Below are 24,508 nucleotides of genomic sequence, written 5' to 3' on the forward strand. Positions count from 1 at the left end.
GACGGATTTGACGAACCGGACGCCCCGGTCGCCTCGCGCGGCCGGGGCGTCTCTGTATGCAGGAGGGGCGCCGTAGTGACCCGGACTCGGTGCTCGCTTCGGATACTTTTGGCGCCCCGCCCGACCCTGACCCCCGTGCGTCTCCTCGTCCCCTCTCTCGCCCTGACTCTCCTCGTCGGCTGCTTCGACTGCAATTTCCCCGACTACGGGAGCGAGCGGAGCTTCCTGGACGCGCGGGCCGCCACCGGTCCCGTCGACACGCTCGTGGTTCGGGTCGAAGTCGAGCGCTCGGTGGCCGAGATCGTGTCCGTGTATGTCCCGGCGGGCGGCGTCCGGCTGGTGACCCAAGCCCAGCCGGATGCGCACGTGTTCGGACGGGCCACGGTCCGCGGCTACGAGCCGATTCGGGCCGTTCGACTGGACGCCGCAGCGGCCGGCGACACGCTGGTCGTCGCGGTTACCCGCGAGTCGGTGGCCGCGTTGCCGCGGCCCGTGTGCGGCGACGCCGACGGCCTGGTCCGCCCCGTCTGCTCCCCCGCGCCGTCCGAGGTCGAGGTCCACATCGAGAGCGTGTCCGCACCCGAGGGTACCCGCGCTGTGGTGGTCGAGTACAACGACCCACGCCTGGGCCTCAGCCGCGCCGCCTACGCGCGACCGGCTCGCGGGTAAACTCGCCTGGCAAATCCGGAGCTGAAGCGAGAGGAACCAGGTAGGAACCGAGGTGCGCGACCCCCCAAGCTGGCGACGGCTTCCTCCAGGCCGACGGGGTCGTATCGTGGGGGCCCGCGTTCTCCCGACCGATGCGCCCCACCACTTTCGCCCGCGTCGTTGCCTTCGCCGTCGTGCTCGCGTCCGCCGGCTGCGACGGGACCGGGCCCGAGCCGACGCCGCCCGAGCCGACCGGCGTCATCACCGCGCTCTCCGTCCGCGTCGACCCGACGGGGCTCGCGCCGCTCTCGGCCGAGGTCACCCTCGCGACGACGCAGCCGGTGGCCGTCGAGGTGACGGTCGAGGGGAAGGGCGGGCCCGGCACCGAGATCCGCCATCGGTTCACCGACCTCGCCGACGATCAGCGCGTCCCGGTCCTCGGCCTCTACCCGGGCGAGGAGACCGCCGTCACGCTGGAGCTGTTCGGGGCCGACGGGGCGTCGCTCGGAACCCGGGACCTGTCGATCACCGCGGGCCCGCTCGCGGCCGACTTCCCCGAGGTCACCGTCGACGTGCCCGCGCGCGCGAGCGCCAAGCCCGGGCTGACGCTGGTCAGCTACTTCGGCCACGCCGGGTCCGTCACGCCCCAGCGCGCGTTCGCCTTCGACGCGGCCGGCGCCATCCGCTGGGCCCTCGATTTTTCCGGGGACCCCGACCTCGGCGGCCTGTTCTTCGACGACGGCGTCGAGCGGCTGGCGAACGGCAACCTCTACTTCGGCGACCGCAACTCGGGCCGGATCTACGAGGTCGACATGCTGGGCCGACGGGTCGAGTCGTGGGCGATGCCGGGGTTCTCGTTCCACCACCAGGTGCTCGAGATGCCGAACGGGAACTTCCTGGCGACCGTCAACCGCGACGGCGCGCCGACGGTCGAGGACCACGTCATCGAGATCGACCGGGTGTCCGGCGCCATCGTGACCGTGTGGGACCTGAGGCAGTCGCTCGACCCGACGCGCCGCGCGTGGCCGACCGACCTCGCGGACCTCGACGTCGACTGGTTCCACGGCAACGGCCTGGCCTACGACCCGGCCGACGACACGATCGTGGTCTCGGGGCGGACCCAGGGCCTGGTCAAGCTGACGCGCGACAACCGGGTGGTCTGGATCTTGGCGCCGCACCGCGGCTGGCGGTCCGACCTGGAGCCAAAGCTGTTGCAGCCGCTCGACGCCGACGGCCAGCCCATCACCGACGCGGCCGTGCTCGACGGCACCGCGCGGCACCCGGACTTCGAGTGGGCGTGGTACCAGCACGCGCCCAAGGTCCTGCCGGACGGCTCGCTCGCGGTGTTCGACAACGGCGACAACCGGGGCTACCAGCAGCCGGGCACCTACAGCCGCGCCGTGATCTACCGCGTCGACGCCGCCGCCGGGACGGTCCGCCAGCTCTGGGAGTACGGGCGCGAGCGCGGCGCGGCGACCTACTCCCGCATCGTGTCCGACGTCGACGTCCACACGGGCGCGGGGACCGTCTTGTTCGCGCCGGGCGCCGTCCCGACGAGCGCCGGGCCGGTCGGCCGCGTCGTCGAGGTCGACCGGGCGACGCGGGCCGTCGTGTTCGAGGCGACCATCCGCCCGCCGCAGGCGCCCTTCGGGATCACGTTCCACCGCGTCGAGCGGCTGCCGCTCTACCCGGCACGCTGACGACCCGGCAGCACCAGGCGGCCGGGGCGTCGGAAAAGCGAGGGCGCGAGGTCAGGCGCCGCGGCCGGTCTCGGCCTGAAGCTCGTCGATCTTCTTCGAGGCCTCGGCCTTGCTGAGCCCGTCGTACTGGGCCGGGTCCTCGCCGGCCTCCTGGGCGAGCGTGTGGAGGTACGAGCGCTGGGCGCCCGTCATCTCCTCGTCGCCGGTGGTCCAGTTGTCCGGGTCCTTTTGGGCGTTCGAGGTCGTGTCGGTCTGGTCTTGCGGAGTCGCCATCGTGATGGGGGAGGGTGGGCCCCCAAGGTCCCGCCGCCCTGTGCCGACGGTGCGTCGCACCGGGATCCCCCAGACCCGGCTCAGGGCCGCCCGGACCGCGGTCCGAGACCGCGCGGTCGGGGACGGCGCGCGCCGCCGTGAAGAGACCGCAGAGGCCGATGGAGGGGCCCCTTTCATACCTTTTAAAGACGCTCAACAAGCGTTCATACGACTGTCCGCCCCACCCCCGATCGACCGGGGCGACGGTCTTCTCCCGCATCGCAGATCGGCAGAGGATCGACCATGATCACGAAGGACAACAAGCAGAGCATCGTCGAGAAGCACGGTGCCAGCGGTCAGGACACGGGCAAGCCCGAGGTCCAGATCGCCATCTTCACCGCCCGCATCAACGACCTGACCGAGCACCTCAAGGGCCACCGGAAGGACCACGCGTCCCGGCTCGGCCTGCTCAAGATGGTCGGCAAGCGGCGCCGGCTCCTGGCCTACCTCCGCGAGAGCGACATCGAGCGCTACCGCGCCATCGTCGCGGAGCTCGGCCTCCGGCGCTAACCGACTCGGCGGCGTCCCACTGCGGGGCGCCGCCGTTTTTCGTTCCGGCCCGCCGACCGGCGGGCCCGGACACTCCAGGGGCGGACGCCCCCCGGTGGTCGGTTCTCGCACGCGCCCGGCGGACGCTACGGCGTCCGGCCCGGCGCGCCCGAGAACGGATTCCCGGAGGCCCCGCCCCGACTCTCATCAGGAGCCCGAACCAGACCGGCTCCGCACCCCACACCCCCATGGCAGCCCCCCAGGCTATCACCCAAACCATCGAGGTCGGCGGCAAAACGCTGACCATCGAGACCGGCAAGCTCGCCAAGCAGGCCGACGGCGCCGTCGTCACCTCGCTCGGCGACACCGTCGTCCTGTCGACGGCCGTCACCGACAAGAGCGCCAAGGACGGCCAGCACTTTTTCCCGCTCACCGTCGACTACCGCGAGCGGTTCTCGGCCGGCGGCGTGTTCCCCGGCGGCTTCTTCAAGCGCGAGGCCCGGCCGAGCGACAAGGAGACGCTGACGTCGCGCCTTATCGACCGGACCATCCGGCCGCTCTTCCCGGACGGGTTCCGGAACGAGGTCCAGGTCCTCAACTACGTCCTGGCGGCCGACGCCGAGATGGACGCCGACGTGATCGCCGGGATCGGCTCGTCGGCCGCGCTCTCGCTCTCCGGCAGCCCGTTCGACGGCCCGACGGCGCATGTCCGCGTCGGCCGCGTCGACGGCGAGTTCGTCCTGTTCCCGACCCAGGCCCAGCGGGCCGAGTCCGACGTCGACCTCATCGTGGCTGGCAAGGCCGACGCGATCGCGATGGTCGAGGGCGAGATGGACGAGATCTCGGAGGACGACATGGTGGCCGCGCTCGAGTTCGGCTTCGAGGCCATCAAGACCATCGTCGCCGGGATCCAGGAGTTCGTGGCCCAGCGCGACGAGCGCGACGGGGCGCCCGAGCCGCTCGAGTACGAGACGGTCGCCGCCGACGCCGACCTGGTCGACAAGGTCTACGGCATGATCCAGTCGGAGGTCGACGCCCACCTCCGCAAGGACTACGACAAGGCCAGCTTCTACGGCGGCGTCCGCGAGATCCGCGACGGCCTCATCGACAAGCTCTTCCCGATCTCGGGCGAGACCGAGGACGGCAAGGACGTCCGCCCGTCCGCGACCGACGACGGCCACTCGGTCGACGACGTCAAGGAGGCGTTCAAGGCGGCCGAGAGCCGGGTGATGCGCGAGATGATCCTGAACGACGGCCGCCGCCTCGACGGCCGCAAGACGGACGAGATCCGCGACATCTGGACCGAGGTCGACGTGCTCCCCAAGGTTCACGGCTCGGCCGTGTTCACGCGCGGCGAGACCCAGGCCCTCGTCATGGTCACGCTCGGCACCGGCCGCGACGTCCAGGCCGTCGACCAGCTGTTCGACCAGACCGACAAGCGGTTCTACCTCCACTACAACTTCCCGCCGTTCTCGGTCGGTGAGACCCGGTTCCTGCGCGGCCCGAGCCGCCGCGAGATCGGCCACGGCATGTTGGCCGAGCGCGCGCTCGCCAAGCTCATGCCGGGCGAGGAGGAGTTCCCGTACACCGTCCGCATCATCTCGGACGTGCTCGAGTCCAACGGCTCGTCGTCGATGGCGACGGTCTGTGGCGGCTCGATGGCGCTCATGGCCGCCGGCGTCCCGGTCGAGAAGCCGGTCGCGGGCATCGCGATGGGTCTGATCGCCGAGGGCGACAAGGTGGCCGTCCTGAGCGACATCCTGGGCACCGAGGACCACCTCGGCGACATGGACTTCAAGCTCTGCGGCACGCGAGACGGCATCACGGCGTGCCAGATGGACATCAAGATCGACGGGCTCCAGATGTCGACGATGCGCGAGGCGCTCGAGCAGGCCAAGAAGGGCCGCGAGCACATCCTCGACAAGATGGCCGAAACGTTGGCCGAGCCCCGCGAGGACATCTCGCCGAGCGCCCCGCGCCTCATCCAGGTCGTCATCGACCAGGACTTTATCGGCGCCATCATCGGGCCCGGCGGCAAGATCATCAAGGGGATCCAGGCCGACACCGGCGCCTCGATCAACATCGACGAGAAGGACGGCAAGGGCTACGTGACCGTGGCCGCGCCGGACATGGACGCGGCCTACGCGGCCGTCGACATCATCCGGGGCATCGTGACCCAGCCCGAGGTCGGCGAGAAGTACACGGGCACGGTCAAGAACCTGCTCCCGTTCGGCGCGATCTTGGAGATCATGCCGGGCAAGGAGGCCATGTTGCACGTCTCGGAGATGGCCCACGGCTACGTCAACTCTCCGGAGGACGTGACGCAGGTCGGCGACAAGCTCGAGGTCCAGCTTATCGAGATCCGCGACGGCGGCAAGCTCCGCGTGAGCCGCAAGCCGTTCCTGCCGGAGCCGACCGAGGAGGAGAAGGAGGCCATGCAGAAGCGCCGCGAGGAGCGCGACAGCAACGGCGGCGGCGGTGGCCGGGGCCGCGGTCGCGGCCGGCGCCGCGACTAAGCGACGCCCGCCTCTGACGGACGAGAGCGCCCGTCCTGGCTTCGGCCGGGGCGGGCGCACTTCGTTTCGGTCCTGCTGCCGGGGCGGGGTGCGACGCCAGCGACTTCCGACCCCCCCGCTTTCCGGCAGGTCGCTCAGGCCCCGCCTCCGCTCCCGGCTCGGAACGCTGTCCCTCTTCAAGGGGGACAGTCTGGTCGCCCTTGAGCGGAGCGATGGGTGCCCGGACAGGGGGTCTCGGGGGCGACGCTGATGTCGCACTTTGTCATGCGCCCACCCCCGGCCCGGCGCGGCCGAGTTGTGGCCGAGCCCGAAAAGGCGGACCTTCCGGCTCCCTCACCCACCCTCCGCTCGCATGTGGAACGAGTTCAAGGACTTCGCCATCAAGGGCAACGTCGTCGACCTGGCCGTCGGCCTGGTCATCGGCGCGGCGTTCGCGACCATCGTCGCGGCCTTGGTCGACGGCATCGTGATGCCGCTCGTCGGGCTGCTCATCGGCGGCGTCGACTTCTCGAACATCTTCACCGTGCTTCAGGAGGGGGCGACGCCGGGGCCCTACGCGACGCTGGCGGCGGCGCAGGAGGCCGGCGCGGTCGTCCTCCAGTGGGGGACGCTGGTCAACACGATCGTGACCTTCCTGCTCGTCGCGTTCTCGATCTTCGTCGTCGTCAAGTGGATCAACACGCTCAAAAAGGAGGAGACGCCGGCCGAGCCCGAGCTGACGGCCGACCAGGCGCTGCTGACCGAGATCCGCGACGCCCTCGTCGCCCGCCCGGTGTAGCCGACGTCAGCGGACGACGGTCGCCTGCACGGTCCGCGCTTGGCCGCCCGCGGTCAGGCGGACGAGGTAGGTCCCGGCCGGCAGACCGGTCGCGTCGAAGTCGACCGCGTGCGGGCCCGCCGTGCGGACGCCGTCGGCCAGCCGGGCGACGGCGCGGCCACGGACGTCGAACACGTCCAACACGACGGGGCCGGCCTCGGCGAGGGCGAACGAGACCCGGCCCCGCCCGCGCAGCGGGTTCGGCCGGGGCGGGTCGAGGCGGACGGCCTCGACGGCTGGCGTCGGCGCGCTCGCGACGTTGAGCTGCTCGACGACGGGCAGCGGCTCGAAGGCGTCGCCCAGGACGGCCGCCGACACGGCCGGGTCGAGCCCGAACCACGACTCGATGACGGAGGCGTAGACCTGGCGGAAGTCGTGGGCGTGGCGCAGATTGCCGTCGTCGTCGAGCGCGTCGAGGTCGGGGTCGGGCCCGACGATTCCGCCCCGGGCGGCGGGCCCGGCCAGGAAGAGCGGGGCCGACGTCCCGTGGTCCGTCCCCTTCGACCCATTCTCGTCGACGCGGCGGCCGAACTCCGAGAACGTCATCGCCAGCGTCCGCTCGTCGTCGTCGGTCGTTTCGAGGTCGGCGAAGAAGGCGGCGAGGGACCCCGAGAGCTCGGCCAAGAGGCGGCCGTGGTCGTCGGCCTGGTCGGCGTGGGTGTCGAAGCCGCCGAGCGAGACGAGGTAGATGCGCGAGTCCAGCCGGCCCTTGATGAGCCGGGCCACGGCCGCCAGCTCCCGGCCGATGTCGACGTCGGGGTACGCGACGGCGTTGTGGCCGACGGCGGTCGCGGCCTCGATGGCGCCGCGGTAGCGGAAGGCGTCGTTGGCGATCTGGCGGACGAACCCGAGCTCGGCCCCGGCCCCGGCCGGCGGCGCGTCGCCGATGGGGTACGGGTCGCCGCCCTCCGCCAGTCGCAAGAACACCTCGACGTCCAGCATCGCCATGCCGTAGCCGGCCTGGCCGCCCTCGAACAGCAGCGGCGCCGACGTCCCGATCTGGACGGCCGGCGGCGACAGGGGCGGGTCCGTCTCGAAGTCGGGGAAGTCGCGGGCGAGCACGCGGCCGGCCCAGCCCGACGTCCACACTTCGTCGGCGGGCGAGGCCGAGAGCCAGACGTCGGTCCCCCGGAAGTGCGACAAGTCCTGGTCCGGGTACCCGACGCCCTGGACGATGGCGAGGTCGCCGCGGTCCCACAGCGGTCGGACCGCGGCCATCTGGTGGTTCAGGCCCCGGTCGTTGCCGAGGTCGAACGTGTCGGCGCGCGCGATGCCGAGCGTCGGCCGGGCCCGGTAGTAGGCGTCGTTGCGGACCGGGACGACCGTGTTCAGCCCGTCGTTGCCGCCCTGGAGCTGGACGAGCACCAGCACCCGGTCGGTCTCGACCAGCCGCAGCGCCTCGACGAGCGGCGACCGCGCGAGCGCCCGGACCGGCGTCGACCCGACGGCGACGGACCCGCCGACGGCGGCGAGGCCGGACCGGACGAGGAAGTCGCGCCGCGTCCACGCGGCGTGGTCGTGGTCGTGGGCCGCTCCGTGCTCGAGGGCGATGGCGCGTCCGTGGGCGGTGCTGCACATGGCTAGGCGAGCTGGAGCTCCGGCAGGCGGAGCAGGTGGCCGACGAGCTGGCGGATCCGGTTCTCGGCGCCGGGCACGAGGGGGTTCCACTCGTACGGCGGGATGCCGTTGAGCAGGATGGGCGTGAGCGCCTGGGCCTCGGCCGGCGTCAGCGGCGTGCCGAGCAGGGCGTCGGCGAGGTCGGCGGCCAGGCGGGCGGCGTCCCACGGGTCGGGCATGGTGGCGGCGAAGTCGCGGAAGGTCTCCTGCTGCCAGACCAGCCACGAGTCGTAGAGCCAGCGCGACGTCAAGCGGCTCGTGTCAAGCCACGTCCGCCCGCCCGGCCACCCGGCGACGGTTGGCGGCTCGAACAGCGTCTGACCGCACAGGATCATCGTGTAGTGGACCGCCCCGACGAACTCGGCGTCGGGCTCAAAGCCGATCTCGCGGTGGACCCCGACGTGGTGGGCGAGTGGGCTCCGAATCTGGGCGCCGAGGGCGGCGTCGCTGAAAAAGTGCTCGCTCCGGAGCAGCGCCCGGACGACCGGCGCCAACTCCCAGTTCTCGGCGACCAGTCGGTCGGCGAGCGCTGCGACGACGGCGGGGTGGGGGACGTCGTAGACGAACTCGCGGTAGAGCACGGTCGCGATCCAGTGTGCGGCCTCGCTCGTCCGCTTCTCGAACACCAGGTCGATCACGTCGTCGTAGCCCCAGGGCCCGGTCCGTCCGAAGATGGTCTTCTCCCCCGTGTCGTGCCACTCGGGGACGAAGACGGCTTCGAGCGGCGTCGCCGTCTCGCCGTAGTAGTCGACGCCCCAGCCGGTCAACGCGCGCGAGATCTCGGTGACGTCGGTCTGGGTGTAGTTCGGCCGTCCGTCGGGCCCGGTGATCCCCATCGTGAACAGCTCCAGGAGCTCGCGGGCGTAGTTCTCGTTCGGCGCCTCGGCCCGGTTGTAGACCCCGTTGAGGTAGACCAGCATGGCCGGGTCGAGCCCCGCCTGGTGGACGAACGTCCGGACGTTGCCGAGCGCGTTCCGGCCCAACAGCTGCCAGTAGCGGACGGCCCACGGGGCGAGCGAGTAGCTCTCGCGATGCGTTACGAAGTGGTTGTGCCACATCACCCGGAGCCGCTGGTGGAGGCCACGGACGGCGTCGTCGAGCGGGGGCAGGGCGGGCTCGCCGAGGGCCTCCATCAGGAAGGCGATCCGCCGGCTGTGGAACCGGGGCCAGTTCTCGTCCCAATAGGCCCGCTTGACCGCCTCGGGCTCGGACCAGTGCGGCGGCGCGTCGTCGATCCACGGCGGCGACGGGTCGGGGGGCAGGGCCACCACGCCGTCCACGAGCGCGTCCACGACGGCGCCGGGCGTGGCCGCCAGCACCGCGTCGACGGCGGCGGGGAGCGCGGCGAACCCGGTCCGGCGCAAGAGGTGCCGGGCCCGGCGCGGCGTCCACGGGACGTCGTCGGAGGGGACGTAGGGCTCGAGGCCGGCGTCGGTGTCGAGCGGGACGGGCGCCGAGCCGGCGTCGGCGCGGCGGGCCTCGGCGCGGTCTGGCCGGGCGGCGCGGTAGCCCCAGTCGACGTCGCCGCCCCGGGCCAACACGCCGGGCAACACCTCGAACTCCGACGACGAGCGCTGGCGGGACGGGGAGAGGAAGCGTCGGCGGTCCATCGGGCGGTCGGCGGGTTTGAGAGGGATCGGCCTCCGTCTGCGGAAACATTACCGCCGTTCGCCGTCCACCACGCACGCGCGCCCCTGATGGTTACACGAGGACGACGCGAGCGGCGCCTCGGGTGGGGCTCGCGGCCTTGCCTGCCGTGTCCTCCTCTGGGCAAGCTCTTCAACGCCCTCTCGTCCATGCCGTCATTCCCGCGCACGCGGGAATCCATACGGTCTCCCGGTCGACTGCGGCACCGCATGGATCCCACGTGCGCGGGGATGACATCCGTTTCGAAGGGCGCGCCGGCCGGAGAAGCTCTGTCTATCTCACACCAAGCGTTTCACTGCGTTGGCCGCGCTGTCCCCTCGGGGTCGGTTCGTCCTTCATTGGGGTGTCTGTTGCGCGCAGGAGCCGCAGAGCGTACGTTTCCCACAACGGAACGCAGGGGCTGGTGTTACCCAGCCCCTGCGCCCTGCCTGCCTCGGGCCAGTACCGTGCGCTATGCACTAGCGGCTAATGAGACCGCCCGGTCATCGGGTAGCGGTGGCAGCCGCTACCGGCAGGATTTGACAAACTGAGAGTCGCACAGGGACGGGCGCGGGCCGTGGGCCATAACCCCGCGTCACTAGGCGGAAAGCGGATCAGCCGTCCTACCGGCTGAGGGGTGGAAGCCCTCCGCGTCGCTATCCGCGCCCGCCCTTGTGCGTCTCCGGTCTTGTTCTATGTGGTTTAGGGTTCAGTCGTGTTCAGGGAACTCGGGTTCGAGCGTGGCCGCGTCGCCTAGTTGCTCGGCGGGCGGTGCATAGATGGGACTCACATACCGCCTCTCCTCGCTCTCACCGACCACCCACTCGGTTAGTCCGTGATAGTAGTTGTGGAGCCCGTTCCCGTACACCACGCGGGCGATCTTGCCCTTCTCCCATTGGGTCTTGAGGTTCCGCGAGACGGAAAACCGGTGCGGGACAAGATCCTCGTCGCCGAAGCGGTTGATCACGTCTTCTCGGATCGCCTCTTGAACCTCGCCGGAGTGGACGAACCGGCCCTTCTCGCGGATGAAGCGAAAGATCTCGGTGCGGATGTACCCCGGCGGCAAGATCTTGTCGCCTGCTTCGGTGACCGTGAGCGAGTAATGAGGCTCGTCAGGAGACGCCCCGCTGGCTTCGGGTTCAGCAGCACCGTCGCCGGAAGCTGAGAACAACTCAGCCGGTGTCTGCTCCTTGTAGAAGTTGAGTGTTTGTTCTAGCGCCCGCGCTTTCTCAGCGGCCTTCTCATTCTCCAACCGAAGCCGTTCGATCTGCACTTCCCGGGCACGCGCGACCTCGCGCAGCCGAGCAAGGTCTGTGCTGAGTTGGCGGATTAGGAAGTCCTGCGCGTTGGGCATGCCAGAGCATAACCATCTCCCGGCCGCTGCACAACCCCCTGAACACCCCTTCGCAGCACTCAGTTGTCCACAGCCTCTGCACAGCCCAGGCCTGGGTGCCGTAACTTTACAGGTGCGTCGCGGTCAGGATGACACGGTAGGGGAGCTTGCGGTAGACCCCAGTGGGCGGCCCTATCCGATCCGGTCGAAGCCGGCGACCTCGGCCAACCGCTCCGGCAGCACGACCGACCCGTCGGCCTGCTGGCCGTTCTCCAACAGCGCGGCCACGATCCGCGGCAGCGCCAGCCCCGACCCGTTGAGCGTGTGGACGAACTGGGGCTTCTCGCCCTCGGCCGGCCGGAACCGGACGTTCGCCCGCCGCGCCTGGTACGCCTCGAAGTTGGACACCGACGACACTTCGAGCCAGCGGCGCTGGCCCGCGCTCCACACTTCGAGGTCGTAGGTCTTGGCCTGTGTCACGCCCAGGTCGCCCGACGCCAGCACCAGCCGGCGGTAGGGAAGGCCGAGCGACCGGACGGCCCGCTCGGCGTCCTCGCGGAGCTCTTCGAGGTGGTCGTAGCTGGTGGCCGGGTCCACAAACCGGACCAGCTCGACCTTGTCGAACTGGTGGAGCCGGTTGAGCCCGCGGACGTCCTTGCCGTAGCTGCCGGCCTCGCGGCGGAAGCACGGTGTGTAGCCGGTGAGCTTGATGGGCAGCGCGTCCGGCGCCAGGATCTCGTCGCGGAGGTAGTTGGTCAGCGGCACCTCGGCGGTCGGGACGAGATAGAGAGGATGAGCTGTTTCAAGCTTTTCTTGAACTACGTCGAGGAGCTTCTTGCCTTCCGCGATTCTCTCTTCTGGGGTGACGCCATCGCTCTTTGGAGTTTGTAGATCGAGATACTGCTCGTTCAACTTGATCCCCTCGTGCAAGAACCGGGTCAGAAACAAAAGTCGATTGACCTCAGCACTATCGATCTCCTCGATGACATACATCTGGCCCTCCTTGTCGGGGAGCTGGCCGGTTCCGACGCCCGAGTCCTCGTTGACCAGGATCGGCGCCTGGACCTCGGTGTAGCCGGCGTCGGTCGCCAGGTCGAGGAACAGGGCGACGAGCGCCCGCTGCAATCGCGCGCCCTTCCCCACGTAAAAGGGAAAGCCGGCACCCGTCACCTTGGCCCCGCGCTCGAAGTCCACCAGCCCGTGCTTCTCGGCGAGCTCCCAGTGGGGGAGCGGCTCGAAGTCGAACGTCGGCTTGTCGCCCCACTCCGTCTCGACCACGTTCGCGTCCTCGCCGCCGACCGGGACGCTGGTGTGGATCGGGTTGGGGATCGCCAGCATCGCGTCGCGCAGGTCGGCGTCGAGCGTGCGGACGCTCTCCTCCAGCTCCTTGACCTGGGCCTTGACCGCGTTCGACTCCTCCAGCAGGCCGGCCGCTTCGTCGCGCTTGCCGGCCTTCATCAGCGGGCCGATCTCGCGCCCGAGCTCGCCCTGGCGCTGCTGGAGCCCGTTGAGCTCGGTGACGGCCTCGCGCCGCTGGCGGTCGAGGTCGAGCGCGAGGTCGACCGTCGCTGGGTCGCCGAGCCGCTTGGCCTCCATCGAGCGGCGGACGCGGTCGGGGTCGTCGCGGAGGAGGTCGAGGTCGATCATGGCCGGGGCGGGGAAAGACGAAAGCTAGCCCGGTCCGGCGCCGGCCCAGACCGATCGGCCCGCCTTCGCAGGCTCTCCGCCCTCCAACGTCGTCGCGCGCGCACCTGTGGCGTCCTCTCTTCCCCCGCGAGGGGCAGGGCTGCTACGTTCTGCGAGGCGAGTCAGATTGCTAAACAAAAGGGTAGTCATCCCCGCGCACGCGGGGATCCATAGGGGGGCGCTCGCCGAGACGGAGCACCAGATGGATTCCCGCGTGCGCGGGACCGCGAAGCGACGGCGCCAGCCAATGACGGCTGTTGTTTGTATGGCCGACGAAGAACGTAGCGGCCCTGCCCGCGAGGGGGGAGGGGGAGACGCTCGCCGAGGATGCGGTCGCCCTGAGGGGACTCCCGACGCGGTCGGTCGGGACCGTCGCGGCCCGTAGCTTGCCGGCCCACTCCCCCGGTCGCCGTGCGTGTCGTCCTCGCCTCCCTCGCCGTCTTGTGCACGCTCGCCGGCTGCGGGCCGTCGGCCCCCGTCGGGCTCGCGGCCGACGTGCCGGGGACCACGTGGTCGCTCGAACGGATCGTCGCGGACGACGGCGTGGTCCACCGGGGGATGGGGGAGCAGGTCTCGTTCGGGCCCCAGGGCTCGCTGTCGGTCTCGTCGTGCAACCAGTGCTCGGGCCGCTACGCCGTCCGCGACAGCGTGCTGACGGTCCCGAACACGCTCGCGTGCACGCGCCGGGCGTGCCCGACGGGGACCGTCGAGCTCGAGGCGTACCTCGCCGGCCAGTCCGTGCTCCGCCGCGACGGGACCTACCTCATCGTCCGGCCCGACGGCTCGCGCCAGCAGATCCTGTTCGTCCCGGCCGAGCCGTAGGGCTGGGGAGGAGCGGGGAGTGTGGGGGGCACGTTGTGAGGCACAGGTCTTGACGCCGCGGGACCGGGGACCGAGGACGGAAGACGGGTCCGTCAGGCGGTCTTCCGTCCCCGAGGAAGGTGCAACGTGGAGTACCGGGACGGCCCCTCGTACACCCACACTCCTTCCGGCCCCGGACTCACACCCGCTCGTTGAGCCCCAGCCGGTCGCGGACGGCGTCGAGCGACGCTTCGAGGGGGCGGGGGCGGTAGCCGAGCTCGGTCTCGGCGCGCAGGATCAGGAGCCCGGCGCGGAGCGGGCGCGGGGCGCCCGGGTGGAGCTCGGCCGTCGTGGTGGCCGAGATCAGGGAGGCGTCCAGGTCGAACGACTCGGCGACGCGGTGGGCGAGGTCGAGCACGCTGACCTGCTCCCGGCCCGAGACGTGGAACACGCCCGTCCGGCGGAACCGGACGATCCGCAGCATCCCGTCGGCCAGGTCGGCGTCGTAGGTCGGCGTCCGGAGCTGGTCGGCGGCGACGCGGACGGGGCGGCCGGCGCCGAGCTCGCGCACGAGCCAGCGGACGACGTCGAGCCGGGGCTCGTCGCCGGCCGGGACGCCGAACACCATCGTCGTCCGGGCGACGGCCCACTCGGTCAGGCGCGAGGTCCGAAGCGCGTTCTCGGCGGCCAGCTTCGAGCGGCCGTAGGCGTTGATGGGCGCCGGCCGGTCGGCCTCGGCGTAGGGCCCGGCGAGCCCGTCGAACACGAAGTCGGTCGAGGGCAACACCAGGCGGGCGCCGTGGCGGTCGCACGCCGCGGCCAGCGTCACGACGGCGTCGACGTTGAGGGCCCAGCACGCCTGGCGGTCGGCCTCGCAAGCCTCGACCTGGGCGACGCCGGCCGCGTGGAGCACGGCGTCGGGCGCGAAGTCTTGGAACACACGCTCGACGGCGTCGGCGTCGAGGACGTCGAGGCGGGCGTAGCCGCCGCGGTCGTGGAGCGCGGCCGGCCCCCGGCCCGTGGCGAGCACGTCGGCGCCGGGCCACCGGGCGGCGGCGCGGACCAGCGCCTGCCCGACGAGTCCGTTCGCCCCGGTGATGAGGAGGCGGGGCGGCAGCATCGCTAACCCCCCCGCCGCGCCTGAACCGACGCCTCCAGACTGTCGGCGATGGCCGCCAGCGACGCGCCCGGCGTGAACACCTGGTCCACGACGCCCCGCGCCAGCAGGTCGTCGGCGTCGTCGGACGGGATGGTGCCGCCGGCCACCAGAAGCACGTCGTCGAGCCCGGCCTCATCCAGCAGCGTCCGCAACCGGGGCAGAACCGTCCCGTGCGCGCCCGACAGGATCGACACGCCCACGGCGTCGACGTCCTCCTCCTCGGCCGCGCGGACGACGACCTCGGGCGTCTTGCGCAGGCCGGTGTAGATCACCTCCATCCCGGCGTCGCGCAGGGCGGCGGCCACGACCTTGGCGCCCCGGTCGTGGCCGTCCAAGCCGACCTTGGCGATCAGGACGCGGATGGGGCGGGCGGGCGTATCGGGCATGGCGCAAGCTACAGGCGCAAGCGGAGCCCGAGACCGGCCCCGACCTCGACGTCGGTCTCCTCGACCAGCTGGAGGCGCGGCGAGACCAGCCCGTACAGCTCGATCTCGGGCGTCAACAGGGCTTCCAGCCCGATGCCCAGGCTCACGCCGAGGTCGTCGGTCCGCCCCCCGGTGCGGACGAACACGCCGGGCCCGTAGAACAGCGACGCCGTCCGCGACCCCTGGAGCCGCCGCGACGACAGGAGGTAGTGGCCCTCGGCCGAGACCGACTCGTCGAGGTCCCAGCCGACGGCCACGATCACGGCGCCTTGCCCGCGCCCGAGTTTGAGCGACAGGCCGGTCGGGTCGCCGATCTGGCCGCCGACGGCGAGCTGGGCCGAGGCCGGAGCGGCGACGAGGAGCGCGAGGGCCGTGAGGAGACGGCGCATGAGGACGAACGTGGTGGGGCGCCGTGAACGCGGCGTCAGCGCTCCGGCTCCCCGGGCGGGTCGAGGGCGAGCCCGTCGAGGTGCTCGCGGAGCCCGTCGGCGTCCTCCAGGCGCAGGCGGCCGGCCAAGACGAGCCGGAGCTCGCGGCGGCGCGCGGCGGCCTCATAGCGCGCCCGCTCGTCGTCGGTCTCCGGAGCGACGGGCGCGACGGGGATCGGTCGGCCGCTCTGGTCGACGGCGACGAACGTGAAGAACGCCCGGTTGCAGTGCCGCCGCTCGCCCGTCCCGTTGTCCTCGGCCCACACCTCGATGGCCACTTCCATCGACGTCGTGAACGCCCGCGTCACGGCCGCCTCCAGCACGACGACCTCGCCCAGCCGGACGGCCGCCCGGAAGTCGACCGAGTCGACGCTCGCCGTGACGACGGTCCGGTGCGAGTGCCGCTGGGCGGCGATCGCGGCGCAGACGTCCATGAAATGCAGGAGCCGCCCGCCCATCAGGTTGCCCAGCGTGTTGGTGTCGTTGGGGAGCACGAGCTCGTTCATGCGGCAGGTGCCGACGGAGGGGGGCTGGGGCGTCACGGGGTTCGGGAGCGGTCGGAGGAACGGACGGGCGACAAGCTAGGCGCCTGTCTCACGGCGCCGCCGGCCGCGCCGACACCGATGCCTCTCGGCCCTCCGGGCGCCGCGACGCCCCCGTCCTATGCCGAGCCCCGCCCGCCCCTCCCTCGCCCACCGCCTGGCCGACCGGCTGCTCTACGACGTGGCCCGGCCGCTCGCGGCGTCGATGAGCCCCCGGGCGTTCGACCGGCTCGCGCGAGCGCTGGCGGTCCCGGCGGCGCTCCCCATGCTGGCCGTCTCGCCGGCCCAGACGACGGCCTACCTCCGCCAGGTCGGCCACCCGGACGGGCTCGGCCGGCTCCGGTTCGCCTACCGCAAGGCGCTGGCGCGGCTGCGCGGCGAGTGGGTCTACCTCCGGCCCGACACGCCCGTCCGCCGAGGCCCCGGACTCCGCGCGTTCGAGGCGCGCGGCGAGCCGGCCGTCGTGGTCGGGTGGAGCGGGTACCACATGATCGGGGCGGCGGCGCTGGCGGCCGAGCGGGACGACCGCGTCATCCGGTTTCCCTATGGCAGCGAGGGCGGACCGGGGCCCGACGCCGTCGCCGAGCCGTGGCAGCGGTGGGAGGCGCATCAGGCGGCGGTCCGCCACCGGCTCATCGGGCCGCTCCAGCTGCTGCCGGGGCGGAGCCCGCTGGCCTACCTCCGCGCGCTCCGCGAGGGCCGAAGCTTGATCGTGATGCAGGACGTCCCGGTCCCAGGCGCGGACATCCGGACGCTGCTCGGCGTCGAGCGACCCCTCCCCGTCGGCGCGGTCCGGCTGGCGGCGGCGGGCCGCGTGGGGCTCTACACGATCTCGGTCACGTTCCGCGACGGCGAGCTCTGGGCCGACCTCGACGGCCCCCACACCGGAGACGAGCAGGCCCTCCTGGACCAGCTGGCGGGCCACATCCGCGCCGAGCCGTGGGCGTGGACGCTGTGGCGCGAGTTCTTGCTCGATCCCGTTCCAGAACCGGCCCCGGTCGCCTCAGCGAGCCCGGGCCCGGCGTTCCGCCTGACGGACCCCGCGCCAACGGGCTGAGACGGCCACGCTCGGTCTTGGGGAACGCGCGCTCTCTACCGCTTTCTCTTCGTGAGAGCGGCCTCCTCGTGGCGGTTCGCCCAATCGAGGAACGTTCGGAGGATCCGTTCGAGCTGGTGCGGACCACCGTGCCCCTCGAATTTCTGGCCCCTCACCTCGCACCGCACCCACTCCCTCTCAGGCTCGATGTCGATAGACAGGCTCGAACGGGACGCTTTCGAGGTATGTGCCGTCCAAGTCAATCTGGACATCCCAGCCCGGGTTGTCGAGCGTCACAATGGTCACGCCCCAGGCGTGCTCCCAATCCTCGTCGCATTGGGCGTCGTACCGCCGTTCGAGTCTGGCAAGCGTGTTCATCGTTCTCGGTCGTGTTCCCGAGCGAGCGCCAGGACGTCCTCCATGTCCAGGTCTCCGAGCAAAGCGTCGCGCTCCGCCGTGTAGTCGCCGAGGCCCGGGCCGTACTGCTGGAGGAACCGCGCGGCGTCGGCAACGCCGAGGGCCGACACGAGCGCGTGGATCCCAGCGGCGTTGACCTCGGCGGTCGTTCGGTGCGGAGGTCGTGGGGAGGCGGCGGTGCTCATAGGTCCAGGGCCGTGGCAAGCTCGGGCGGAGTAACGACGAGGGTCGACCGGGTGTTCGCAAGGCGGCCCAGTCGCAGCAAGCGGTCGTCCGTGGTGCAAAAGTAGTCGGCGCCTGTGCCGACGGCAGAGGCGAGGTGGAGCGCGTCGAAGGGCTTGAGCCCAGCCTGCCGATAGACCGCGGTCAGGTCCTCCACGTCCGCGGAGCGGCGGGCGTCGACAGACGCGAGCGCGAGGACGCGGTCGGCAAAATCGCGGCGGCTCCGGTGCTGCACACGAGAGGACTCGGCCCGGAGCGCGGCGGACGTGGCGAGGGAGACGGCCCCCGTCTCGACGGCCGCGAGGACGGCGGTGACGGCGTCGGCCTCCGCGCGGACACGGAACTGATCCCGGTCGTCGAGCGGGCGCTGAAGCGCGCAGTTGTCGAGGTAGACGAGGGGCACGGCCCGAAGCTACTCGGCCAAGGCAACAGCGCTACGTCTTCTGCGGCTGCTTCTTGGCGGCCGGGAACAGCACGTTGTTCAGGATCAGCCGGTACCCCGGCGAGTTCCGGTGGAGCGACAGGTCCGTCGGCGGGTCGCCGACGAAGTGCTGGTAGTCCTCGGGGTCGTGGCCGCCGTAGAACGCGAAGAAGCCCTGGCCGGCCGGCCCGTAGAGGTAGCGGACCGACCCGGTCGTCGGGCTCTTCGCCAGGACCACCACGCCCGGCTTGACGGCGTCGGCGCGGAACGCCGTCGTCTGGCCCATGAACCCGCGGACGCTGGCGACGTGGTTCTGCGTCAGCATCGTCGGGACGGGGTCCCACCGGGCCGAGAACTCGAACAGCGTGAAGTAGTCCGTCAGCGGGTTTCGGAGCGACGGCGGCGGCGGCGCGTCGATGTCGGCGTGCTCGTACTCCATCACGTTGAGCTCGGGGCGGAAGTCCTCGAACGCCAGCGTGCCGGAGAAGTCGAGGAGATCGCGGACGCCCGGCGTCTGCCCGTCCCCGTCGATCTGGGCCGGAACGACGTCGAGGCCCTCGGCCGCCAGCGCCAGGTCGAACGTGTCGGCGCCGGAGCACATCGCGAACAGGAACCCGCCGTCGACGACATACTGGCGGATGGCCTGGGCGACGGCCAGCTTGAGCGCGCTCACCTTGGGGTAGCCGAACGCACGGGCCGAGGCCTCGGCCTCCTGCTGCTGCTGCTGGTACCACGCGGTCCCGCTGTAGGCCGCGTAGAACTTGCCGTACTGGCCCGAAAAGTCCTCGTGGTGGAGGTGTACCCAGTCGAACTCGCTCAGCCGGCCCGCCAGCACGTCGGCGTCGTAGATCTGCTCGTAGGGGACCTCGGCGTAGGTCAGCGCCAGCAGGACGGCGTCGTCCCAGGGCAGCGTCTGGTCGGGCGCGTAGACGGCGATCGTCGGCGCCTTCTCCAGGCGGACGACCGACGTGTTCGACGCCGGCGACTCGGCGTCGGCCATGGCCTGGGCGCCGTCGACGGGCTCGAACGTGACGCCGCGCGAGCGGAGCTCGGTCTGGAGATCGGCCTGGGCCGGCACCACGAACGACCCGCCGCGGACGTTGAGGAGCCAGTCGACGTCGAGCCCGCGATCCAAGGCGACGTAGACGGCGCCGTAGGCCCGGAGGTGGTCGGCCTGGACCTCGTCCATCGGGATCAGGAGGTCCTGGGCGCCGACGGCAGGGGCGAGGAGGAGGGCGAGCGCGGCGAGAGCGGTTCGCATGGCGGGGGAGGCGAAGGGAGGTGTGGGAACGGCGCCGCTCGCTGGCGGGGGAGCGTCCCCAGCGCGGCGGGTCACGAGTTGAGGGCGGCGCGCAAGCGGCGGAGCACCTCGCGCGCCTCGGGGGCGAGTGGGGACCCGGGGAAGCGCTCCAGGAGCCGGTCGTACCGCTCGGCCGCCGCGGTCGGGTCGTCCAGCTGGGTCTCGTAGGTCTCCGCTTGGCTCCGCAGCGCGCGGTCGACGAAGAACGAGTCGGGATGCCGATCGAGAAGCTGGTCGAGCGTCGCGACCGACGCCTCCGGGGCGCCGTCGGCGAGCTGGACGGAGGCGCGGAGGTAGAGCGACTCGTCGGCGAGCGCGTGGGCCAGTCCGGCCGTGGCGTCGAGCGAGTCGAGCGTGGCGAGCGCCTCGCCGTAGAGGCCGCGGCGGTGGCGGAGCGCGGCCCGGCCGTAGACGTGGAGCGGGTCGCCTGTGAGGTCGACGTCCGGCCCGGGCATGGCCTCCGGGTCGAGCGCGTCGTTGAGCGTCACGCGGAGCGCGATGGCGTCGTTCGCGGCGTCGGCCGCCGTGTTCTCGTCGAGCGCCTCCGCCCGCGCCAGCGCCGAGTACATGAACCCCTCGTAGAAGTCAATCAGCGCCAGCTCGTACCGCGCCTGCTCGGCGAGCGGCCCGATGCGGACGGCCTCGTCGACGTCGGCGAACCGCTGGCGCGCGGCGTCGAGGTCGCCGCGCCGGAGGGCCACCTCGCCCAACGTGAGCCGCGCCTGCGACGTTACGCCGACATCGCGACCAGCAGCGGCCTCGCCGAGCCAGCGCTCGGCGTCGTCGTAGGCGCGGTAGACGTCGCGGAGCAAATCCGCCAGGGCCAGGGCGACGGCGGGCCGCCGAGGGTCAGCGGGGTCGGCATCGAGAACGGCGGCGTAGGCGTCTCTGGCGGCGTCGGCGGCCGGCGTCGGGCCGAGGTCGGCCCGCTCGCGGTCGGCGCGGGCCTGGGCGTCCCACAGCCGCGCGCGCGCGAGTCGGGCGATGGGGGCGACGGGTCCGTCGGGGTGGCGCTCCAGCACCTCGTCGAGCGCGCGCGCGGCGACGTCGGTCGCGCCCGCGGCGTTCGCCTGGTCGGCGAAGGCGACGAGCGACTGGCCCTGCTCTCGCTCCAGCCGGTCGAGCGCGCGGACGGCGTCGAGGGCCACGTCGTACTGGCCCTGTTCCAGCGCCAGCCACGCCTGGAGCTCGCGGACGCCCCGGTCGAGCGGGTCGAGCGTCGCCGCCCGCTGGAAGGCGGCAGCGAACGCCTCCGGTGCGCCCTGGCCCGCGACCAGCCGCGTCAGCCGCGTTTGGACGGTCGGGCGGAGCGCGGGGTCGTCGGCCAGGGCTTCGAGGTAGAGGTCGACAGCGCGGGGGTAGTCGAGGGCGAGCCCGTAGACGTGGGCCAGCTCGAGCGCCGAGATCGCGTCGCCCAGCCGCTCGCGCCCCTCCGCGAGCACGTCGGCGGCGCGGTCGAACAGGCGGAGCTCGCCGAGCGCGTTGACGACCGAGCGGACCGTCTGCGGATCGTCCGGGTCGATGGCGAGCGCCTCGGTCCAGGCGCGGTCGGCCTCGTCGGGCCGGTCGGCGCGGGCGAGGGCCGTGCCGCGAGACGCGAGCAGCTCGGCCGTCCGCCCTTCCCGGACGATCCGCCGGTCCACGAGCCCGACCAAGTCGTCGAACCGCCGGCCGGCGACGTAGGCCTCTTCCAGCTTGATCAGGACCGCGACGTCGGCCGGGTTGGCGGCGTAGAGGTCTTCGAGCAGGGCCGTCGCCTCCTCGACGCGGCCGTTCGCGAGCAGCGTCGCCGCGAGCGCGTAGCTCTGGGACGGCGCCTCGTCCTGGAGCTGGACGCGCGGTGACGGGACGGGCACCTGGGCGCTCGCCGCGCCGCCGGTCGCGGCCAGCACGAGGGCAAGGAGAAGGAACCGGGGTCTCGGCACGAGGCGGACGGGGGGAGCGGGTCAAGGTAGACGAGGACGCGAGCCCCTCACCCCTGGATCGAGCACCGGGGAGGCTCTGCCCCTCTCCCGTGGGAAGGAGAGACGCTGAGGGCGGGACTGCTAGGTTCTGCGAAGCAAGTCAAATGGCTAAATAAAACGACAGTCATCCCCGCGCACGCGGGGATCCATAGGGGGGCGCTCGCCGAGACGGAGCACCGGATAGGTTCCCGCGTGCGCGGGAATGACAGCTGTCAGTTGTATGGTCGACAAAGAACGTGGCGGCCCTGGGGACGCCGCGGGAGGGGGCCCGACAGACGGGAAGGCGCGGTAGTCGGCCGTCGCGCTCGGCGGGCACCGCTATCTTGGGCGCCCGCCGTCAACGCTCCGGACGCGCCGTTCGTGCGGCGCCGCTGCATGCTCCCCGACCTCCGACCGCCCGCGCCGCGCCCCGGCGACGACCCGCGCGGCGTGGCCGTCCTGGGCTCGACGGGCTCCATCGGCGTCCAGACGCTCGACGTGGCCACGCGCTTCCCCCAGCACGTCCGCATCGAGTCGCTGGCAGCCGGGACGCGGTGGGAGGAGCTAGCGGAGCAGGCCCGCCGCGTCCGCCCCCGCCGCGTCGTCATCGCCGACGAAGGCGCCTACGGCGACTTGCGCACCGCGCTCGGCGGGACCGACATCGAGGTCGCCGCCGGCGCCGAGGCCGTCCGTGCGCTGGCCCAAGCGCCGGACGTCGACGTCGTGGTCGCGGCCATCGTCGGCGTGGCCGGGCTGGTCCCGACGCTGGCGGCCGTCGAGGCGGGCAAGACGGTGGCCCTCGCCAACAAGGAGTCGCTGGTCGTGGCCGGCGCGCTCGTCGAGGCCGCCGCCGCCCGGTCCGGCGCCGTCGTCGTCCCGGTCGATTCGGAGCACTCGGCGCTGTTCCAGTGCCTGGTCGGCGAGCCCGCCGGCTCCGTCGCCCGGCTGATCCTGACGGCCTCGGGCGGCCCGTTCCGCGAGCGCCCCGCCGAGACCTTCGACGCCATCACGCCGGACGAGGCCGTCGCCCACCCCAACTGGTCGATGGGCGCCAAGGTCTCGGTCGACTCGGCGACGCTGATGAACAAGGGGCTCGAGGTGATCGAGGCGCGGTGGCTGTTCGGCGTCCCGGCCGACCGGATCGACGTCGTGGTCCACCCCCAGTCGGTCGTCCACTCGGTCGTCGAGTTCGTCGACGGGTCGTCGAAGGCCCAGGTCGGGCCGCCCGACATGCGGGTCCCGATCCAGGTGGCCTTGTCGTACCCCGAGCGGTGGCCGGCCGACCATCCGAGGCTCGACTGGACCCGGACGGGCCCGCTCACGTTCGAGGCCGCCGACCGGTCCCGGTTCCCGTGCCTCGGCCTGGCCTTCGACGCGCTCCGCGCCGGCGGCTCGGCGCCGGCGGCGCTCAACGCCGCCAACGAGGTGGCCGTGGCCCGGTTCTTGGACGGGTCGATCCGCTTTACCGACGTCCCCCGACTCGTCGAGGCCGGCCTGGCCGCGGCCCGCCCGGCGGGCACGCTCGACGGGCTCCTCGCCGTTGACCGGGACGCCCGCCGCGCGGCCGACGCCGTCCGCACGCCCACCCCTGCCTGACGGCCTGGCCGTCGCCCCGATCCCGATGGACGCCCTCTTCGACACGCTGTCCTACTTCCTCTGGGTCGCGCTCGCGCTCGGCGTGCTCGTGTTCGTCCACGAGCTCGGCCACTTCCTGGCGGCCCGGCTGTTCGGGATGCGCGTCGACGCGTTCTCGCTCGGCTTCCCGCCCAACATCGTCGACAAGAAGGTCGGGGACACGGAGTACCGGCTGGGGGCGATCCCGCTCGGCGGCTACGTCAAGATCGCCGGGATGGTGGACGAGAGCCTGGACGCCGAGGGGCTCGAGAGCGAGCCCCAGCCCGACGAGTTCCGGTCGAAGCCGGTGTGGCAGCGGAGCGTCGTGATCTCGGCCGGGGTCATCTTCAACCTGGTCTTCGCCGTCGTCCTGTTCAGCGCGCTCGCGTTCGCCTACGGGCGCTCGTACACGCCGGCCGAGAACATGCCGCTGGAGATCGCCGAGGGCTCGGTCGCGGCCGAGATGGGGCTCCGCTCGGGCGACCGGATCGTCGGGGTCAACGGGGAGCCGGTCGAGCGGATCGAGGACGTGTTCACGCCCGAGACGCTCTCCGGCGACCCCTTCCGGATGACGGTCCTGCGCGAGGACGGCCGGGCCGAGCTGACGGGCCCGGAGGGGCTGGCGTCCAAGCTCTCGCGGCGCTCGGCGGCGCTCGAGCGGGCGGGTGAGACCCCGGGGATCGAGTCGGCCTTCGGCATCTCGTACCGGATCCCGCCCGTGCTCGGGTCGGTCGCCACGGGGTCCCCGGCCGAGGCCGCCGGCCTCCAGCCCGGCGACCGCATCCTGTCCATCGGCGGCGAGCCGACGACCTCGTGGGACCGCCTGACCGACCAGGTCGCCGGCAGCGAGGGCCGGCCGGTGACGGTCGTGTGGGCCCGGCCGGACTCGCTCGGGGCCGCCGGCCCGGCCGCCCGGCTCGTCGAGCGGCGCGGCGCGGCGGCCGTGTACCAGGCCGACGTCGCCCCGCGCCCGGCCGGCGACGGCTACCAGCTCGGCGTCGTCATCGACGCGACGGCCATCGGCCAGCGGACGGAGACCCTGGGCTTGGGGGCCGCGCTCGCGTCCGGCGTCGACCAGACGGTCGGCCTCACGACGGCCACGTTCGCCTTTATCGGCAAGCTGGTGACCGGGCGCGAGAGCGTCCGCGACAACGTGGGCGGGCCGCTCATGATCGCCAAGCAGTCGAAGGAGGCCGCCGACCTCGGGCTCCGCGCGTTCTGGTCGTTCGTGGCCTACCTCTCGATCGCGCTGGCGGTGTTCAACATCCTGCCGATCCCGGCCCTCGACGGCGGGCACCTGGTGTTCCTCGCGTACGAGGCCGTCGTCCGCCGCGAGCCGTCGCTCAAGGTCCGGCTCGTGGTCCAGCAGCTCGGCGTGGCCCTGATCCTGGCCCTGATGGTGTTCGTCATCTTCAACGACGCCGTCCGCTGGTTCGGGTAGGGGGGACGTCCAGCG

General features: G+C 72.1%; 22 protein-coding genes and 1 pseudogene. 9 read left to right on the top strand and 14 right to left on the bottom strand.

Annotated features, from left to right (window positions below):
- Positions 1-135 precede the first annotated feature (135 nt).
- Together ACOOHE_RS07915 and ACOOHE_RS07920 are read left to right on the top strand one after the other, a co-directional pair.
- Positions 136-669: a hypothetical protein gene (locus ACOOHE_RS07915; protein ID WP_420457262.1), complete on the top strand. Its 534-nt coding sequence runs from the start codon at positions 136-138 to the stop codon at positions 667-669.
- Positions 670-800: 131 nt separating this feature from the next.
- Positions 801-2,348, top strand: coding sequence for an aryl-sulfate sulfotransferase (locus ACOOHE_RS07920; protein WP_420457263.1), 1,548 nt, complete (start codon positions 801-803; stop codon positions 2,346-2,348).
- A gap of 51 nt (positions 2,349-2,399) precedes the next feature.
- On the opposite strand, the gene ACOOHE_RS07925 is transcribed toward ACOOHE_RS07920, so the two are convergent.
- Entirely contained in the window at positions 2,400-2,621 is a 222-nt protein-coding gene (locus ACOOHE_RS07925) for a DUF3072 domain-containing protein (RefSeq protein WP_420457264.1), read from the bottom strand.
- 282 nt (positions 2,622-2,903) lie between these two features.
- Here ACOOHE_RS07925 and rpsO point away from each other — a divergent pair, with 282 nt between their 5' ends.
- The 3 genes from rpsO (at position 2,904) to mscL (ending at position 6,443) form a co-directional block, all read left to right on the top strand.
- Complete coding sequence (gene rpsO / locus ACOOHE_RS07930; RefSeq protein ID WP_420457265.1) at positions 2,904-3,170, top strand: 30S ribosomal protein S15; 267 nt, start codon at positions 2,904-2,906, stop codon at positions 3,168-3,170.
- A gap of 227 nt (positions 3,171-3,397) precedes the next feature.
- Positions 3,398-5,665 carry a polyribonucleotide nucleotidyltransferase gene (locus ACOOHE_RS07935; RefSeq protein WP_420457266.1) on the top strand — a complete coding sequence of 756 codons (2,268 nt, stop codon included), beginning with the start codon at positions 3,398-3,400 and terminating at the stop codon, positions 5,663-5,665.
- 352 nt (positions 5,666-6,017) lie between these two features.
- Positions 6,018-6,443, top strand: a complete 426-nt coding sequence (gene mscL / locus ACOOHE_RS07940; protein ID WP_420457267.1) for a large conductance mechanosensitive channel protein MscL — start codon at positions 6,018-6,020, stop codon at positions 6,441-6,443.
- Between the two features lie 6 nt (positions 6,444-6,449).
- On the opposite strand, the gene ACOOHE_RS07945 is transcribed toward mscL, so the two are convergent.
- The 4 genes from ACOOHE_RS07945 to ACOOHE_RS07960 form a co-directional block, all read right to left on the bottom strand.
- Positions 6,450-8,060 carry a DUF1501 domain-containing protein gene (locus ACOOHE_RS07945; protein ID WP_420457268.1) on the bottom strand — a complete coding sequence of 537 codons (1,611 nt, stop codon included), beginning with the start codon at positions 8,058-8,060 and terminating at the stop codon, positions 6,450-6,452.
- Between the two features lie 2 nt (positions 8,061-8,062).
- Positions 8,063-9,709: a DUF1800 domain-containing protein gene (locus ACOOHE_RS07950; RefSeq protein WP_420457269.1), complete on the bottom strand. Its 1,647-nt coding sequence runs from the start codon at positions 9,707-9,709 to the stop codon at positions 8,063-8,065.
- A gap of 725 nt (positions 9,710-10,434) precedes the next feature.
- Positions 10,435-11,079 (bottom strand): hypothetical protein, encoded by a 645-nt coding sequence (locus ACOOHE_RS07955; protein WP_420457270.1) that lies wholly within the window; start codon positions 11,077-11,079, stop codon positions 10,435-10,437.
- Positions 11,080-11,250: 171 nt separating this feature from the next.
- Positions 11,251-12,705 carry an aminoacyl--tRNA ligase-related protein gene (locus tag ACOOHE_RS07960; protein WP_420457271.1) on the bottom strand — a complete coding sequence of 485 codons (1,455 nt, stop codon included), beginning with the start codon at positions 12,703-12,705 and terminating at the stop codon, positions 11,251-11,253.
- Between the two features lie 450 nt (positions 12,706-13,155).
- Here ACOOHE_RS07960 and ACOOHE_RS07965 point away from each other — a divergent pair, with 450 nt between their 5' ends.
- Positions 13,156-13,566: an META domain-containing protein gene (locus ACOOHE_RS07965; protein WP_420457272.1), complete on the top strand. Its 411-nt coding sequence runs from the start codon at positions 13,156-13,158 to the stop codon at positions 13,564-13,566.
- A 178-nt stretch (positions 13,567-13,744) separates the two neighbouring features.
- On the opposite strand, the gene ACOOHE_RS07970 is transcribed toward ACOOHE_RS07965, so the two are convergent.
- The 4 genes from ACOOHE_RS07970 to ACOOHE_RS07985 are packed head-to-tail and all read right to left on the bottom strand — an operon-like array spanning position 13,745 to position 16,063.
- Positions 13,745-14,665 carry an SDR family oxidoreductase gene (locus ACOOHE_RS07970; protein ID WP_420457273.1) on the bottom strand — a complete coding sequence of 307 codons (921 nt, stop codon included), beginning with the start codon at positions 14,663-14,665 and terminating at the stop codon, positions 13,745-13,747.
- 2 nt (positions 14,666-14,667) lie between these two features.
- Positions 14,668-15,090 (bottom strand): cobalamin B12-binding domain-containing protein, encoded by a 423-nt coding sequence (locus tag ACOOHE_RS07975; protein WP_420457274.1) that lies wholly within the window; start codon positions 15,088-15,090, stop codon positions 14,668-14,670.
- A gap of 8 nt (positions 15,091-15,098) precedes the next feature.
- On the bottom strand, positions 15,099-15,518 hold the full coding sequence (locus ACOOHE_RS07980) for a hypothetical protein (RefSeq protein ID WP_420457275.1): 420 nt from the start codon (positions 15,516-15,518) through the stop codon (positions 15,099-15,101).
- 35 nt (positions 15,519-15,553) lie between these two features.
- Positions 15,554-16,063: an acyl-CoA thioesterase gene (locus ACOOHE_RS07985; protein WP_420457608.1), complete on the bottom strand. Its 510-nt coding sequence runs from the start codon at positions 16,061-16,063 to the stop codon at positions 15,554-15,556.
- 157 nt (positions 16,064-16,220) lie between these two features.
- Here ACOOHE_RS07985 and ACOOHE_RS07990 point away from each other — a divergent pair, with 157 nt between their 5' ends.
- The gene (locus ACOOHE_RS07990) at positions 16,221-17,156 is read left to right on the top strand and encodes a hypothetical protein (protein ID WP_420457276.1); all 936 of its coding nucleotides are present in this window, start codon (positions 16,221-16,223) and stop codon (positions 17,154-17,156) included.
- A gap of 35 nt (positions 17,157-17,191) precedes the next feature.
- On the opposite strand, the pseudogene ACOOHE_RS07995 reads toward ACOOHE_RS07990, so the two are convergent.
- From ACOOHE_RS07995 to ACOOHE_RS08015, 5 genes and pseudogenes are all read right to left on the bottom strand, one after another.
- Positions 17,192-17,513 (bottom strand): annotated as a pseudogene (locus tag ACOOHE_RS07995) (immunity 53 family protein).
- Positions 17,510-17,737, bottom strand: coding sequence for a hypothetical protein (locus ACOOHE_RS08000; RefSeq protein ID WP_420457277.1), 228 nt, complete (start codon positions 17,735-17,737; stop codon positions 17,510-17,512). The pseudogene ACOOHE_RS07995 and the gene ACOOHE_RS08000 overlap by 4 nt, the downstream one beginning before the upstream one ends.
- Complete coding sequence (locus ACOOHE_RS08005; protein ID WP_420457278.1) at positions 17,734-18,177, bottom strand: PIN domain-containing protein; 444 nt, start codon at positions 18,175-18,177, stop codon at positions 17,734-17,736. Before ACOOHE_RS08005 ends, ACOOHE_RS08000 begins: the two co-directional genes overlap by 4 nt.
- A 31-nt stretch (positions 18,178-18,208) precedes the next feature.
- Positions 18,209-19,456: an asparagine synthetase B gene (locus tag ACOOHE_RS08010; protein WP_420457279.1), complete on the bottom strand. Its 1,248-nt coding sequence runs from the start codon at positions 19,454-19,456 to the stop codon at positions 18,209-18,211.
- 71 nt (positions 19,457-19,527) lie between these two features.
- Positions 19,528-21,420, bottom strand: coding sequence for a tetratricopeptide repeat protein (locus tag ACOOHE_RS08015; protein ID WP_420457280.1), 1,893 nt, complete (start codon positions 21,418-21,420; stop codon positions 19,528-19,530).
- A gap of 414 nt (positions 21,421-21,834) precedes the next feature.
- Between ACOOHE_RS08015 and ACOOHE_RS08020 the strand changes: the two genes are divergently transcribed.
- Positions 21,835-23,034, top strand: a complete 1,200-nt coding sequence (locus ACOOHE_RS08020; protein ID WP_420457281.1) for a 1-deoxy-D-xylulose-5-phosphate reductoisomerase — start codon at positions 21,835-21,837, stop codon at positions 23,032-23,034.
- Positions 23,035-23,059: 25 nt separating this feature from the next.
- Entirely contained in the window at positions 23,060-24,493 is a 1,434-nt protein-coding gene (rseP, locus tag ACOOHE_RS08025) for an RIP metalloprotease RseP (RefSeq protein WP_420457282.1), read from the top strand.
- The last annotated feature ends 15 nt before the right edge of the window (positions 24,494-24,508 follow it).

Origin of the sequence: Rubrivirga sp., assembly GCF_965213695.1 — a bacterium.
Lineage (GTDB): Bacteria > Bacteroidota > Rhodothermia > Rhodothermales > Rubricoccaceae > Rubrivirga.

Excerpts from the sequence above, each read along its gene's own strand:
- ACOOHE_RS07920 (WP_420457263.1), top strand. The coding sequence starts at position 801 with ATGCGCCCCACCACTTTCGCCCGCGTCGTTGCCTTCGCCGTCGTGCTC.
- ACOOHE_RS07925 (WP_420457264.1), bottom strand. The coding sequence starts at position 2,621 with ATGGCGACTCCGCAAGACCAGACCGACACGACCTCGAACGCCCAAAAG.
- rpsO (WP_420457265.1), top strand. The coding sequence starts at position 2,904 with ATGATCACGAAGGACAACAAGCAGAGCATCGTCGAGAAGCACGGTGCC.
- ACOOHE_RS07935 (WP_420457266.1), top strand. The coding sequence starts at position 3,398 with ATGGCAGCCCCCCAGGCTATCACCCAAACCATCGAGGTCGGCGGCAAA.
- mscL (WP_420457267.1), top strand. The coding sequence starts at position 6,018 with ATGTGGAACGAGTTCAAGGACTTCGCCATCAAGGGCAACGTCGTCGAC.
- ACOOHE_RS07945 (WP_420457268.1), bottom strand. The coding sequence starts at position 8,060 with ATGTGCAGCACCGCCCACGGACGCGCCATCGCCCTCGAGCACGGAGCG.
- ACOOHE_RS07950 (WP_420457269.1), bottom strand. The coding sequence starts at position 9,709 with ATGGACCGCCGACGCTTCCTCTCCCCGTCCCGCCAGCGCTCGTCGTCG.
- ACOOHE_RS07955 (WP_420457270.1), bottom strand. The coding sequence starts at position 11,079 with ATGCCCAACGCGCAGGACTTCCTAATCCGCCAACTCAGCACAGACCTT.
- ACOOHE_RS07960 (WP_420457271.1), bottom strand. The coding sequence starts at position 12,705 with ATGATCGACCTCGACCTCCTCCGCGACGACCCCGACCGCGTCCGCCGC.
- ACOOHE_RS07970 (WP_420457273.1), bottom strand. The coding sequence starts at position 14,665 with ATGCTGCCGCCCCGCCTCCTCATCACCGGGGCGAACGGACTCGTCGGG.
- ACOOHE_RS07975 (WP_420457274.1), bottom strand. The coding sequence starts at position 15,090 with ATGCCCGATACGCCCGCCCGCCCCATCCGCGTCCTGATCGCCAAGGTC.
- ACOOHE_RS07980 (WP_420457275.1), bottom strand. The coding sequence starts at position 15,518 with ATGCGCCGTCTCCTCACGGCCCTCGCGCTCCTCGTCGCCGCTCCGGCC.
- ACOOHE_RS07985 (WP_420457608.1), bottom strand. The coding sequence starts at position 16,063 with ATGAACGAGCTCGTGCTCCCCAACGACACCAACACGCTGGGCAACCTG.
- ACOOHE_RS07990 (WP_420457276.1), top strand. The coding sequence starts at position 16,221 with ATGCCGAGCCCCGCCCGCCCCTCCCTCGCCCACCGCCTGGCCGACCGG.
- ACOOHE_RS08000 (WP_420457277.1), bottom strand. The coding sequence starts at position 17,737 with ATGAGCACCGCCGCCTCCCCACGACCTCCGCACCGAACGACCGCCGAG.
- ACOOHE_RS08010 (WP_420457279.1), bottom strand. The coding sequence starts at position 19,456 with ATGCGAACCGCTCTCGCCGCGCTCGCCCTCCTCCTCGCCCCTGCCGTC.
- ACOOHE_RS08020 (WP_420457281.1), top strand. The coding sequence starts at position 21,835 with ATGCTCCCCGACCTCCGACCGCCCGCGCCGCGCCCCGGCGACGACCCG.
- rseP (WP_420457282.1), top strand. The coding sequence starts at position 23,060 with ATGGACGCCCTCTTCGACACGCTGTCCTACTTCCTCTGGGTCGCGCTC.